Here is a 12874-nt window from a genome sequence, read left to right on the forward strand (position 1 = left end):
CTACTCGAAGAGGCGGCTGAGCCAGCGCGCCAGCTTCGCCTTCTTCGCCGTGTAGGGCGGGAAGAAGTTCTTGGAGAGGTCCACCTTGCCCTGGCGCAGCACGCCGCGCTCGTGGCTGAAGGCGCGGAAGCCGAACTCGCCGTGGTAGCTGCCCTGGCCGCTGCCGCCCACCCCGCCGAAGGGCAGGTTCGGGTTGAGGATGTGCAGCAGCGTGGTGTTCACGGACGTGCCGCCCGAGGTGGTGCGCGCGAGCCAGCGCTGCACCGCGGCCTCGTCCTTCGTGAAGAGGTAGAGGGCGAGCGGCTTGCCGAGCCGCCGGATGAGGTCCGTCACCTCCTCGTCCCGCTCGTAGCTGAGCACGGGCAGCAGCGGGCCGAAGATCTCCTCCTGCATCACCGGCATCTCCGGCTTCACCTCGGAGAGCACCGTGGGCGCGATGTAGCGCGTGGCCGCGTCCGTGCGCCCGCCCGCCTCCACCCGCGCGCCCGAGGCGACGCTGCCCTCCAGCATCGCGCTCAGGCGGCGGAAGCCCCCGTCGTCCACGATGCGGCTGAAGTCCGGGCTCGCCGCCCGCGCCTCCTCCGTCTCGCCGTAGAAGCGCGCGAGCGTGGCCTTGAGCTCTGCCAGCAGCGCCTCCCGCTTCGAGGCGTGCACGTGCACGTAGTCCGGCGCGATGCAGGTCTGCCCGCCGTTGAGGAACTTGCCCCACACCAGCCGCTCGGCCGTGGCCTTGAGGTCCGCGCTCGCGTCCACGATCGCCGGGCTCTTGCCACCCAGCTCCAGCGTGACCCCGGAGAGGTGCTTCGCCGCGGCCTCCATCACCTTGCGCCCCACGCGGGGGCCGCCGGTGAAGAAGAAGTGGTCGAAGGGCAGCTGCAAGAGCGCGTCGCCCACCTCCGCGCCGCCCTCCACCAGCGCCACCTCGGCGTCGTCGTACAGGTCCTTCACCAGCCGCGCGAGGAAGGCGCTGGTGTGCGGCGTCTTCTCGCTCGGCTTGAGCACCACGCAGTTGCCCGCGGCGATCGCCGCCACCAGCGGGTTGATGAGCAGGCTGAAGGGGTAGTTCCACGGCGCGATGATGAGGACCACCCCCAGCGGCTCGCGGAGGAGGTGGCTGTGCGTGCCGGCGAGCGCCACGCCCCCCTTCACCTTGCGCGGGCGCATCCAGCGCGCGAGGTGCTTGATGGTGTGGCTGAGCTCGAGCAGGCTCGTGAGCACCTCGCTGCTCTCCACCTCGGCGCGCGGCTTGCGGAAGTCCCGGTAGATGGCCTCCGCCAGCTCCTCGCGCCGCGCGACGATCGCCTTGCGCAGCCGCTCGAGCTTCTCGCGGCGCGCGCGCGCATCCGAGGAGGCCACCTGCCAGCGCCGCGCCTGCTGGCGCTCGAAGAGGGCGCGCAGGGGGGCCGGGTCGAAGGGGGTGCCGGGCGTGGGGGAGGGGACGGCGGCGAGGCGGGCGTCAGACATGGGAGCGCTCCTGGGCACTGCGGACGAGGGTGGTCACGGCGCGGCGGGGCAGCAGGCGCACGCTCTGGGCGAGCACCTTGTTCTTGAGGCCCGGGATGACCACGGGGCGCCCCGCCAGGAGCCCCGCGTAGCCCGCGCGCGCCACCGTGCGCGAGTCCATGATGGTGCGGCCCTTCACCAGCCGGCTCTCCTGCATCTGCGCGCGCGCCTGGAAGCCCGTCTTCGTGGGGCCGGGGCAGAGGCAGGTGACGCTCACCCCCGTGCCCCGGGTCTCGTTGGCGAGCGCCTCGGAGAAGCTGAGCACGTACGCCTTGGTCGCGTAGTACACCGCCATCAGCGGCCCCGGCTGGAAGGCCGCCGTGGAGGCGACGTTGAGGATGCGGCCGCGCCGCCGCTCGAGCATCCCCGGCAGCAGCGCCCGGGTGAGCGCGGTGAGCGCGAGCACGTTGAGCTGGATCATCCGCAGCTCCCCCTGCGCGTCCGCCTCGGCGAAGGGGCCGTAGCTCGCGTAGCCCGCGTTGTTCACCAGCACCTCCACCGGCCGGCCCGCCCCGGAGAGCGCCGCGAGCACGCGCTGCACCCCGGCCTCTTCGGAGAGGTCCGCCGCCACCACCTGGCAGCGCGCCCCGTGCTCGCGCGCGAGCTGCTCGGCGAGCGCCTGCAGCGCGCCCTGCGTGCGCGCCACCAGCACCAGGTCGTGCCCGTCCGCCGCGAGCAGGTGCGCGAAGTCCAGCCCGATGCCGCTCGAGGCCCCGGTGAGCAGCGCGAGCGGGCGAGCGGGAGCAGGAGGGGAGGCCGGGGAGGGGAGGGTCGTCATGGGGTGCTCCTGGCGGGGGGCCGCGCCGCGCGCAGCTCGAGTCCCCGCAGCAGGTGGGTGAGCGCGAAGCCGAGCTCGCGCGAGAAGTCGACGCACAGGGGCGCGAGCCGCGGGTCCTCCTGCAGCAGCGCCCGCACCACTGGCGCGGGGTCCGCGAGCTGGCGCAGGCCGGACACCAGCGCGTGCACGTGCAGCAGCAGCCGCGCCCCCTCCCCGGGCTCGAGGAAGGGCAGGCGCTTCTCCAGCAGGGCCCCGGTGAGCAGCTGGCGCGCGAGCAGCCGCTCCTTGAAGGGCTGCAGCTGGGCGCGCGTCACGTTGTGCTCGAGCACCGTCTGCCACACCGGCACCAGCCGCAGGAGCGCCTCGTCCCCCTCGAGCGAGCCGGCCACCGCGCGCACCACCCGCGCCACCGTCCAGCGCCCGTCCGAGCGAGAGAGCAGCCCGTCCAGCCGCTCGAACCAGGCGCCCAGCCGCTCGTCCAGCAGCGCGAGGAACAGCGCCTCCTTCGTGGGGAAGTAGAGGAACAGCGTGCCCTTGGCGAGCCCCGCTCCTTCCGCCACCTCCGCCATGCGCAGCTCGGCGTAGGGCGTGCGGGCGAAGAGCTGGGCGGCGGCCTCCAGCAGCTGCCGCCTGCGCCCCTCCTTGTCCTCGTCCCGGCGCGCCCGCGCCACCGCCTTGATGACCATGGGTCAATGAGTAGGTGACCACGGGTCAGCTGTCAACTGACCCGGGGTCAGACTTTGGTGCAGGGGCCCCGGGTGGGGCACACTGGGGGCCGGGACCCGGCCCGAGCGCCCCCGCGCGCGAGCACCGGGAGCCGAGGAGCCGAGCCCCCGTGATGCCGTCCCTGCTGCGCAGACGTCCCGTGGTCCTGCTGGGCGTCGGCGCCGTGCTCCTGCTCCTGCTGCACGCCTGGGTGGAGCTGGTGCTCGAGCGCGAGGCGCTCGCCGCCCAGGTGCGCGCCCGCGCGAGCGTGGAGGCGGCCACCGACTTCCGCCGCGCCGTGCTGGCCAGCTACGCGGGCCTGCTCGAGTGGCACCTCGCCGTGCGCGAGGAGCGCCGCGAGCGCGAGGCACAGCTGCGCGGGCTCTTGGTGGCGCTGGAGGCGAGCGGCGCCGAGCTCGCCCCCTCGGCCGGCGCCGTGCCGGGGCTGGAGGAGCCGCGCCTGCGCCGGCTGCTCGAGGACACGGCGGCGCTCGCGCAGAGCGCGCGCCAGGAGCTGGCGCTCGGCGGCGCCGCGCTCCCGCTCGAGAGCCTGCGCGCGCGCTGGGAGGCGCTGGGCGCCCAGGCGGACGCGCGCGTCGCGGCCTGCGTCCGGGCGGGCGGCGCCCTGGACCGCCACCTCGCCAGCGTGCGGCGGCGCGACACCGCGCTCAACGCCGGCGTCCTCCTGCTCGAGGCGCTCGCCCTCTTCGCGGGCCTCAGCTGGTGGAGCCGGCGCCTGCGCCTGCAGCGGCGCGTGAACGCCGCCGAGCAGGGCCGCGCCGAGCTGCGCCAGATGGCCGCCAGCGTCGCCCACGAGGTGAACAACCAGCTGGGCGTGCTGCAGAACACCCTGGAGCTCGCGCGCCGCGGCGCCCCGGCGCGCGAGCTGCTCCCCTTCCAGCAGGAGAGCTTCGAGCAGATCCGCCGCCTCGCCGCCGACCTCGTCACCTTCTCCGGGAGCCAGGACGGCGAGCGCAGCCGCTTCGACCTCGCCGAGCTCGCCCACGGCGTGGCGCGCGGGCTGGAGGCCGCGCCCGGCGCCGTCACCGTGCACGCCGAGGGGCCCCTCTGGCTGTGGGCGGACAAGACCGCGCTCGCGCGCGCCCTGCTGAATCTGATGAAGAACGGGGTGGAGGCGGGCGGCCCCGTGGAGCTGCGCGTGGAGCGCGCCCAGGGCGGCCTGCGCGTGCGCTGCCTCGACCGCGGCGCGGGGCTCCCCGCGGAGCACGCCGCGCGCCTGGGCTCGCCCTTCTTCAGCACCAAGGCGCGCGGCACGGGGCTCGGGCTCGCCATCATCCAGCGCGTGGCCACCGCGCACGGCGGCCGCTTCCTCCTCGCGAACCGCGAGGGCCGCGGCGCGGTGGCCGAGCTGTGGCTGCCGCCCGGCCCCGCCTTCGAGCGCGAGGAGCTCACTGGAGAGCTCCCGCGCGCGCGGGACCGGGCGCTCTAGCGGCCTTGTGCTCAGGCGAGCACGGCGAGCAGGTCTCCGCCCTGCACGCTGCTCTTGAGCGCCGGCAGCAGCTCCTGCACCGTGCCGGGGCGCGGGGCGCGCACCACCGTCTCCATCTTCATCGCCTCGAGCGTGAGCAGCGGGGCGCCCGTGTCCACCTTGTCCCCGGGCTTCGCGTGCAGCGCGATGACCGTGCCCGGCATGCTCGCGCCCACGTGGTTCGCGTTGCCGCGCTCCGCCTGGCGCCGCGACTCGCTCTTCGCCGCGCGGCTGCGGTCGCGCACCAGCACCTGGCGCCCGTGGCCGTTGAGCTCGAAGTACACCGTGCGGCACCCGTTCTCGTCCGGCTCGCCCACCGCCGAGAGGATGATGACGAGCGTCTTGCCCGGCTCGATGTCCACCCAGATCTCCTGCCCCACCTCCATCCCGTAGAAGTAGTTGGGCGTGCCCAGCAGCGAGAGGTCCTCGTACTTGCCCAGGTCCTGCAGGTACGCGTCCATCACGCGCGGGTAGAGCGCGGCGCTGAGCGCGTCGTGCAGCTCGAGCGGGCGGCCCGCCTTGAGGCTCACGTCGCGGCGCAGCTTGTTCAGGTCCAGCGGCGGCAGCCGGTCGCTCGGGCGCCCCTCGATGACCGGCAGCCCCTTGAGGATGGCCGCGCGCAGGTCCTCCGGGAAGCCGCCGGGCGGGTGGCCCAGCTGCCCCTGGAAGTAGCCCACCACGCTGGAGGGGAAGTCCACCCGCGGCGCTTCTTCAATGAGCTTCGCCTTGGTGAGCTGCGCGCTCTCGGCGAGGTCCTTCCCGCGCACCGCGAGGTCGTTCTTGAGCAGGAAGATGGCGAAGTCGCCCACCATCTTGCTGGAGGGCGTCACCTTGGGGATGTCCCCGCACAGCTGGTTCACCAGCGCGAAGCAGTCCTTCACGTCGTTCCAGCGGTGCAGGAGCCCCATCTCCGCCACCTGCGGCCGGAGGTTCGAGTACTGGCCGCCCGGAATCTCGTGGTAGTAGACCTCGCTCGTGGTGCTCTTCAGCCCGCTCTCGAAGGGGCTGTAGTACTCGCGCACGTCCTCCCAGTAGTTGCTCAAGGGCTGCAGCTGCGCGTTGGTGAGGCCGGTGTCGCGCGGGTGGCCGCGCAGCGCGCTGACGAGCGCGTTGAGGCTGGGCTGGCTGGTGAGCCCCGCCATGCTGCTCAGGGCGCCGTCCACGATGTGCACCCCGTGCTCGATCGCCACCTGGTACGCGGCGATGCCGTTGCCGCTGGTGTCGTGCATGTGCAGGTGGATGGGCAGCTTCGTCGTCTCCTTCAGACGGTCGATGAGCAGCCCCGCGGCGCGCGGGCGCAAGAGCCCCGCCATGTCCTTGATGCACAGGAAGTGCGCACCCATGTCCTCGATGCGCTTGGCCAGGTCCGCGTAGTAGTCCAGCGTGTACTTCGTGCGCTTGGGGTTCGCGACGTCGCCCGTGTAGCAGATGGCCACCTCCGCCACCTTCCCGGTGGTGAGGATGCGGTCCACGCTCACCTGCATGCTGTCCAGGTCGTTGAGCGAGTCGAAGACGCGGAACACGTCCACGCCCTTCTCCGCCGCGGTGTCGATGAAGGCCTCTACGACATTGACCGGGTAGCTCGTGTAGCCCACCGCGTTCGCCCCGCGCAGCAGCATCTGCAGGAGCAGGTTCGGCGCCGCCTCCTTCAGCTTCTCCAGCCGCTGCCACGGGTCCTCGTTGAGGAAGCGGTAGGCGGTGTCGAAGGTCGCCCCGCCCCAGCACTCGAGGCTGAAGAGGTCCCCGGCGAGGTGCGCCGTCGCCGGCGCCACCTCGAGGATGTCCCGCGTGCGCATGCGGGTCGCGAGCAGGGACTGGTGCGCATCGCGCATGGTGGTGTCGGTGAGCAGCACCTTCTGCTGGCGCAGCACCCAGTCCGCGAGCCCCCGGGGCCCGCGCGCTTTCAAGATCTGCCGCGTGCCCGAGGGCGGCGGCCCCGCGGGCACCACGGGCGTGCGCGGCTCGAGGAACTGCACCGGGCTGCGGCGCTGGTCCTTCTTCACCGTGGGGTGGCCGTTCACCGTCACCTCGCCCAGGTACTGCAGCAGCTTGCTCGCGCGGTCGCGGCGGCTGGTGAGCTCGAAGAGCTCGGGCGTCTCGTCGATGAAGCGCGTGTAGGTGCGGCCCTCGAGGAAGACGGGGTGGCGCAGCACGTTCTCCAGGAAGGGCAGGTTCGTCTTCACGCCGCGGATGCGGAACTCGCGCAGCGCGCGCTGGCCCTTGAGCACCGCGCCCTCGAAGGTCGGCGCGTAGGCGATGATCTTCACCAGCATGCTGTCGTAGCTGGGGCTGATGTGCGCGCCGGTGTAGCCGTTGCTGCCGTCCAGGCGGATGCCGGGGCCGGTCGCCGCACGCCAGGCCTGCAGCACGCCCGCGTCCGGCATGAAGTTGTTCGCCGGGTCCTCGGTCGTCACCCGCAGCTGCACCGCGTAGCCGCGCGGCACGATGGCGTCCTGGCCGGGGATGCCCACCTCGGGGTCCGCGAGCCCGTGGCCCTCCGCGATGCGCAGCTGGCTCTGCACCAGGTCGATCCCCGTCACCTGCTCGGTGACGGTGTGCTCCACCTGCAGGCGCGCGTTCACCTCGATGAAGTAGAAGTCCGTGTCGGTGACGAGGAACTCCACCGTGCCGGCGCTCGAGTAGCCCGCCCCCTTGCACAGCTTCACCGCCGCGTCGCAGATGCGCCGCTTGAGCTCGGGCGCGAGCACCGGCGCCGGGGCGATCTCGATCACCTTCTGGTGGCGCCGCTGCACGCTGCAGTCGCGCTCGTGCAGGTGCACCAGCTGGCCCTGCAGGTCGCCGAGCACCTGCACCTCGATGTGGCGCACCCGCTCGAGGAACTTCTCCAGGAACACCACCTCGCTGCCGAACGCGCCCCGGCTCTCCGAGCGCGCCGCCGCGATCGCCTCCGCGATGTCCTTCTGCTCGCGCACCACGCGCATGCCGCGCCCGCCGCCGCCGTGCGCCGCCTTCACCAGCACCGGCCCGCCGTACTCGGTGAAGAAGCGCTGCGCCGCCGCCGTCACCTCCGCCTCGGGGCCCTCCAGGGTGATGCCCGGCACCACCGGCACACCCACCTTCTGGGCGAGCGTCTTCGCCGCCACCTTGTCGCCCATCAGCCGCACCACGTCCGGCCTCGGGCCGATGAAGCGGATGCCCCGGCGCTCGCAGGCCTCGGCGAAGTCCGCGTTCTCCGAGAGGAAGCCGTAGCCCGGGTGGATGGCGTCCACCCCGGCGCGCTGCGCGATGTCCAGGATGTCGTCGATGCCCAGGTAGGCCGCGACCGGGCGCTTGCCGCGGCCCACGAGGTAGGCCTCGTCCGCCTTGTGCCGGTGCTCGCTCGTGCGGTCCTCGTCGCTGTAGATGGCGACGGTGCGGATGCCCAGCTCGTTGCATGCGCGGAACACGCGGATGGCGATCTCGCCCCGGTTCGCGCACATGACCTTCTGCAGTCGCTTGATTGCCATGGGGCGCAAGGATTCCCACGAAGCGGCGCAGCGGCAGCACGGCCTGCGGGCCAACCGTGCCTCAGGCGACGTTCCCGGGGCCCGCCCGCAGGCCTCCCTGCCTACAGGTCGACAAGATAGTGACTAGTCACTTCTTAAGTTCTGTGCTCCACTCCCGGGCATGAGCCGCACCGCCCCCCGCGCCGCCCCGCCGCCCCCCGCGCCCGAGCCGCGCCGCCGCACCCAGGCCGAGCGGCGCGAGGGCACGCGGGCAAAGCTGCTGGAGGCCACGCTCGCCTGCCTCGTGGAGGTGGGCTACGCGCGCACGACCACCATCGGGGTCGCCGCGCGCGCCGGCTGCTCGCAGGGGGCGCTGTTCAAGCACTTCCCGGGCAAGGGGGCGCTGCTGGGCGCGGCGGTGGAGAGCCTCTTTCCGCGCCTCATCGCCGAGTACCGCACGGTGCTGCAGCGCCTGCCCACCGAGGGCGACCGCGCGGCGAGCGCGGTGGAGCTGCTGTGGGAGATCTACCAGCGCCCCGAGCTGCAGGTGGCCGTGGAGCTCTTCGTCGCGGCGCGCACCGACCCCGAGCTCGCGGACGTGCTCGCGCAGGTGAACCCGCCGCACCGCGCCCGCCTCCGCGAGGCCGCGCGCGAGCTGTTCCCCGAGGCCGCCACCCAGAACCCGGGCTTCGAGTCCCTCGTCGAGCTCACGCTCTACTCGGTGCAGGGGCTCGCGGTGGAGCGCATGAGCCAGCCCACCTCGCCCGCACACCGCCAGGTGCTGGACGTGCTCGCCGCGCTCTTGCGCAGCGCCTTCGAGCCCGCGGCGGCCGCCCGCCGCGGCCGCAACAGCAACGGCAGCAACAGCAGCCCGAGCCGCAAGAAGGAGGAAGCGCCATGAACGAGACCGCCCCCCACATCCCGGACCTCATCCTCCTGGCCATCCCCGTGTTCGTGCTCTCGCTCATCGGGGAGATCGCGCTCATCGCGCACCAGCGCAAGGAGCAGCGCGACGAGGCGCGCGCGCTCGTGGGCTACGCGCTCAAGGACAGCGCCGCGAGCATCACCATGGGCCTGGGCAACGTGGCCATCAACCTGGTGTGGAAGGGGGTGGCCTTCGCCCTCTACCTCGCGCTCTACCGGATGACGCCCCTGCGCATGGGCTTCGGGTGGGCCGCCTGGGTGGCGCTCTTCTTCGCGGACGACCTCGCCTACTACGCGTTCCACCGCGTGCACCACGAGTGCCGCTTCTTCTGGGCCTCGCACGTCATCCACCACTCGAGCGAGCGCTACAACCTGTCCACCGCGGTGCGCCAGCCGTGGATGACCTGGACGAGCTGGGTGTTCTGGGCGCCGCTCGCGCTGCTGGGCTTCCACCCGGTGCTCATCGTGACGGCGCAGTCGGTGAGCCTCATCTACCAGTTCTTCATCCACACCGAGACCGTGGGCAAGCTGGGCGCGCTCGAGTGGGTGCTCAACACCCCGAGCCACCACCGCGTGCACCACGGCAGCAACGCGCGCTACCTCGACCGGAACTACGGCGGCGTCCTCATCGTCTGGGACCGGCTCTTCGGCAGCTTCCAGGAGGAGCTGGAGACGGACCCGCCCGTGTACGGGCTGACCAAGAACATCCACACCTACAACCCGCTGCGCATCGCCTTCCACGAGTACGCGGCCATCGCGCGGGACGTGGCCCACGCGCGCACCTGGAGCGAGCGCGTGGGGCGCGCGCTGCGCAACCCCGCCTGGCAGCCCGCGCCGGCGCAGCTGCCGCCCCCGCCGCCGCAGGTGCACGCCAGCTAGCGGCTGCGGCGCGTGCGCCCCAGCGCTGGAGACTGCGGCGCGCGCGCTCCGGCCCGCGGCCCTCAGCCGCCGACTTGCTTCAGCCACGCCTGCATCTGCGGCAGCGGCATGACGCCGCTCTGGCGCGCGACCTCCTGGCCGCCGCGGAAGAGGATGAAGGTGGGGATGCCGCGGATGCCGTGGGCTGCGGAGGCCTGGGGCGCCGCGTCCGTGTTCAGCTTGAGCACCACCAGCCGGCCCGCGTGGGCCTGCCCCAGCTGCTGGAAGACGGGCGCGGCAGCGCGGCACGGCGCGCACCAGGGCGCCCAGAAGTCCACCAGCACGGGCACCGGCGCGCCGGCCACCGCGCGGGCGAGCCCCTCGCCGTCCACCTCCTGCGGCGCGCCCGAGACGTCCAGCGCCCGCTTGCACCGCCCGCACACCGGGGCGCTCGCTCCCGGCGGCGCCACGCCCACGCGGTTGAAGGCCCCACACGCTGCACAGCGGAACATGCGCTCGCTCCCCGGGGGCAGGGAGATGCCGCCCCCTTCCCGCTCACCGTAGCCATGGGAGAGGCCTCGGCAAGCGGCGCTCCCCCGCGCACCCGGACGGCGATGCTCGGCTGGGGTGCACGCGAGCCGTCCCGTCGAGGTCACCGCGCCGCAGCGCATGGACCCGCCGGACCTGCCCGGGTGATGGCCCCGCGGGCAGGAGGCCGCGCGGTGGCTTCGTGGGGCTGACGCGGTGGGAGCGCCTGGGGCCCCGGCGCGAGGTGGTTGAAGCGATGCCCGTGGATGTGATCGGCTGCCGGCCCCCGCCGCTCGGCGCCTCGCCTTCCCGAGCGGCGCAGCGCTACGAGGGTCGCGTGTTCACGTTCGCAGTCGACAGGTACGTCTTCGAGCTGCCTCCCCTGGGCGGAGCGGTCGCTCGGGCCGACCGACCTGCCGTGCTCCGCGACGTCGGGGGCACGGATGAGCCCGACCCCGCCTGCCTGCACTTCGCGGTGCGCCGCGCGGAGGACGGCCGGCCCCTGCTCGAGGTGCGTCAGGACTACAGCCCCGGCCCCGACTCGGGCTTTCGGCCAGGGCTGACGTTCGTCGAGGAGACGGGCGTGCTCTTCGTCGGCGCCGGCACCTGGGCAGCCGCCTACGCGCTGGAGCCCGCCGCCAAGCTCTGGGAGGAGCACGTCCCGATGGGGTTCTGGGCGTGGAGCCGCCACGGCGAGGTCGTCCTCATGGCCGCGGAGCTGAGCCTCGGCGCCTGGGACCTGGCCGGGCGAAAGCTCTGGGAGCGGTTCGTCGAGCCGCCCTGGTCCTTCCGGGTGGTGGCCGGGGCCGTTCACCTGGAGGTCGTGGGAAGCGAGACGCACTTCGACCTGCGGGCCGGCCCGGTACGCTGAGACAGAGGCCTCGCCAGCGAAGCTCCGACGCCGCCCGGCCTTCAGTTGCGATTCGTCGCGCCGCGCGGTCGCGCGCCTTCGTGGCACCGCGCTCTGTCAGGCCCCCCTGTCAGGCTGCAGCTGCCCGTGGACGAAACGTTTCGTCCACGGCGGGTCTGGGTCGGAGAGGGGAGGGGGGCACGATGGATCTCGGGCGCTTTCACGATCAGCGGGCAATCGGGGCAGCGGCGCTCCTGGCGCGAGAGGGACTCGCGGGCACATCGGCCCTGCGGCTCGCCGAGGGCATGCGCGAGTCGGTCGGCGGCCTCTACCGGACCGAAGGCTCGAAGCTGGGCGTGGCGCGGCGGGTCGTGTCGGTCATGGACGACGTCCTGGCGGACAAGGTCGACCGGGAGGCGCTGCTGGGCGACGCCCGCACCTACCGGGAGCGCCTCCGCCGGATTTGGTACGCGCTGCTCTACACCGCGCTCGAGGCGGACACGCTCTTCGCGTACGCGCAGCTGCAGTGGCGTCACCCCGGCGGGAGCGAGGGCTCCATCGACGACAGCTTTCGCGGTGAGGAGCGGCTCGAGGCGTTTCTCCAGGCGGGCATGGACGCGGGGGTATTGCGGCCAGGGCCCGTGGGTGTGGCGCGCGCGCTGATCTGGGGGCTGCTCGTCCAGCTGACGAAGGACCAGTACCGCCGGCCCCACGACAGGTCGCGTACGCCGGAGCTCGCGTTCGACACGCTGTGGCTCGCGCTCGCCTCGAAGCCTGGCGCCGAGCAGCCGCCGTGGACGGGAGACTCCTCGGAGGAGGCGCAGGAGACCGGCCCCGAGCGCAGCCCCTCGGCGGACGCGCAGGCGCGGGACGAGGGGGCCCGCGCGCTCCCACAGGGAACGGGGCCGGACCCCGCCTCAGCCTGCGCGCAGGCGCGGCAGGAGGCCGCCCACGCGCTCGAGCCGGGGCGCGCGCCCGAGGGCGACGAGGCGCTCGTGCGCGATGACCAGCAGCAGGGCGTAGAACCCGCAGGACACCAGCACGTGCCAGACGGCGTGCAGCTGGGGGTTGAAGAGCCCGTGCGCGGGCAGGGTGACGCTCAGGAACGTGCAGGCGCGCACGTCCGTGAACCAGAGCAGGATGGCGAGCGCGTAGGCGCCCATTCCGAGCCGGAAGAGCCTGCGCACGGCGGGAGCGCTCGCGCGGCGCTGCAGCGCCCACACGCTCGCGAGGCAGTAGAGCTCGAGCGAGCCGAAGCTCAGCTGGAACACCCAGAACTGCAGCGGGCCGCGGGTGCGCGCGTTCAGGAAGGTGACGAGCACCGCGTACGCGATGAGCAGCGCGGGGAACCCTGCGCCGAAGCGCCGCCGCGGCCCGCGCTCCACCAGGACGTAGACCATCAGGATGACGAGGTAGAGCATCGGCAGCTCGTCCAGCATCTGCAGCTCGAAGCGCAGGCTCGCGTGGAAGGCGGCACTTCCCAGCCCCACCAGCGCGAGCAGCGCGAAGGCGGCGAGGAAGCGGCGCTCGAGCACGCGGCGGTGCAGCGCGAGCCCCACCACCCCCACGGCCACCATCGCGAGGCTGGAGAGCGTGTTGAACAGCTCGGCCACGAGGGGGCTGAGCGCGTAGTTGCGCTCGCACCAGTCCACGCTGGAGGTGACGGCGCCCCAGTGGCCCGGGAGGTCTCCGGTGAGGGCGAAGGGGTAGACCATGGCTCCCCGTAGCAGGCGGGCGCGCGCTGCACCCGCGCTGCGGGAGCGCGGCGATGCCTCGTGCCCGGGGACGTCTTG

General features: G+C 73.2%; 10 protein-coding genes. 4 read left to right on the forward strand and 6 right to left on the reverse strand.

Translation table 11 applies throughout. From position 1 onward, the window contains the following. From FGE12_RS13710 to FGE12_RS13720, 3 genes are read right to left on the reverse strand one after another with little or no spacing between them, the layout of a single operon-like run. Positions 1-1464 (reverse strand): aldehyde dehydrogenase family protein, encoded by a 1464-nt coding sequence (locus FGE12_RS13710; RefSeq protein WP_153866906.1) that lies wholly within the window; start codon positions 1462-1464, stop codon positions 1-3. After that, positions 1457-2281, reverse strand: a complete 825-nt coding sequence (locus FGE12_RS13715; RefSeq protein ID WP_153866907.1) for an SDR family oxidoreductase — start codon at positions 2279-2281, stop codon at positions 1457-1459. The genes FGE12_RS13710 and FGE12_RS13715 overlap by 8 nt, the downstream gene beginning before the upstream one ends. Further along, complete coding sequence (locus tag FGE12_RS13720) at positions 2278-2967, reverse strand: TetR/AcrR family transcriptional regulator (RefSeq protein ID WP_153866908.1); 690 nt, start codon at positions 2965-2967, stop codon at positions 2278-2280. Before FGE12_RS13720 ends, FGE12_RS13715 begins: the two co-directional genes overlap by 4 nt. 152 nt (positions 2968-3119) lie before the next feature. On the opposite strand from FGE12_RS13720, the gene FGE12_RS13725 reads away from it, so the two are divergent. Further along, positions 3120-4436: an ATP-binding protein gene (locus FGE12_RS13725; protein WP_228530790.1), complete on the forward strand. Its 1317-nt coding sequence runs from the start codon at positions 3120-3122 to the stop codon at positions 4434-4436. Between the two features lie 11 nt (positions 4437-4447). Here FGE12_RS13725 and FGE12_RS13730 read toward each other — a convergent pair whose 3' ends face one another. Beyond that, on the reverse strand, positions 4448-7942 hold the full coding sequence (locus FGE12_RS13730; protein WP_194797860.1) for a pyruvate carboxylase: 3495 nt from the start codon (positions 7940-7942) through the stop codon (positions 4448-4450). A 160-nt stretch (positions 7943-8102) separates the two neighbouring features. Here FGE12_RS13730 and FGE12_RS13735 point away from each other — a divergent pair, with 160 nt between their 5' ends. Further along, positions 8103-8822, forward strand: a complete 720-nt coding sequence (locus FGE12_RS13735; RefSeq protein ID WP_153866911.1) for a TetR/AcrR family transcriptional regulator — start codon at positions 8103-8105, stop codon at positions 8820-8822. Then, positions 8819-9724: a sterol desaturase family protein gene (locus FGE12_RS13740; RefSeq protein ID WP_153866912.1), complete on the forward strand. Its 906-nt coding sequence runs from the start codon at positions 8819-8821 to the stop codon at positions 9722-9724. The genes FGE12_RS13735 and FGE12_RS13740 overlap by 4 nt, the downstream gene beginning before the upstream one ends. Positions 9725-9786: 62 nt before the next feature. Here the strand turns inward: FGE12_RS13740 and FGE12_RS13745 are convergent, their stop codons facing one another. Further along, on the reverse strand, positions 9787-10215 hold the full coding sequence (locus tag FGE12_RS13745) for a co-chaperone YbbN (RefSeq protein WP_153866913.1): 429 nt from the start codon (positions 10213-10215) through the stop codon (positions 9787-9789). 434 nt (positions 10216-10649) lie between these two features. On the opposite strand from FGE12_RS13745, the gene FGE12_RS13750 reads away from it, so the two are divergent. Next, positions 10650-11102 (forward strand): hypothetical protein, encoded by a 453-nt coding sequence (locus FGE12_RS13750; RefSeq protein WP_153866914.1) that lies wholly within the window; start codon positions 10650-10652, stop codon positions 11100-11102. A gap of 896 nt (positions 11103-11998) precedes the next feature. Here the strand turns inward: FGE12_RS13750 and FGE12_RS13755 are convergent. Next, a complete protein-coding gene (locus FGE12_RS13755; protein WP_153866915.1) occupies positions 11999-12796 on the reverse strand; it encodes a ceramidase in 798 nt (265 codons plus the stop codon). Between the last annotated feature and the right edge of the window lie 78 nt (positions 12797-12874).

This window comes from Aggregicoccus sp. 17bor-14 (assembly GCF_009659535.1).
Classification (GTDB): domain Bacteria; phylum Myxococcota; class Myxococcia; order Myxococcales; family Myxococcaceae; genus Aggregicoccus.

Coding starts and splice junctions, on each gene's coding strand:
- FGE12_RS13755 (WP_153866915.1), bottom strand. CDS start 12,796: ATGGTCTACCCCTTCGCCCTCACCGGAGACCTCCCGGGCCACTGGGGC.
- FGE12_RS13745 (WP_153866913.1), bottom strand. CDS start 10,215: ATGTTCCGCTGTGCAGCGTGTGGGGCCTTCAACCGCGTGGGCGTGGCG.
- FGE12_RS13710 (WP_153866906.1), bottom strand. CDS start 1,464: ATGTCTGACGCCCGCCTCGCCGCCGTCCCCTCCCCCACGCCCGGCACC.
- FGE12_RS13730 (WP_194797860.1), bottom strand. CDS start 7,942: ATGGCAATCAAGCGACTGCAGAAGGTCATGTGCGCGAACCGGGGCGAG.
- FGE12_RS13715 (WP_153866907.1), bottom strand. CDS start 2,281: ATGACGACCCTCCCCTCCCCGGCCTCCCCTCCTGCTCCCGCTCGCCCG.
- FGE12_RS13720 (WP_153866908.1), bottom strand. CDS start 2,967: ATGGTCATCAAGGCGGTGGCGCGGGCGCGCCGGGACGAGGACAAGGAG.
- FGE12_RS13725 (WP_228530790.1), top strand. CDS start 3,120: ATGCCGTCCCTGCTGCGCAGACGTCCCGTGGTCCTGCTGGGCGTCGGC.
- FGE12_RS13740 (WP_153866912.1), top strand. CDS start 8,819: ATGAACGAGACCGCCCCCCACATCCCGGACCTCATCCTCCTGGCCATC.
- FGE12_RS13735 (WP_153866911.1), top strand. CDS start 8,103: ATGAGCCGCACCGCCCCCCGCGCCGCCCCGCCGCCCCCCGCGCCCGAG.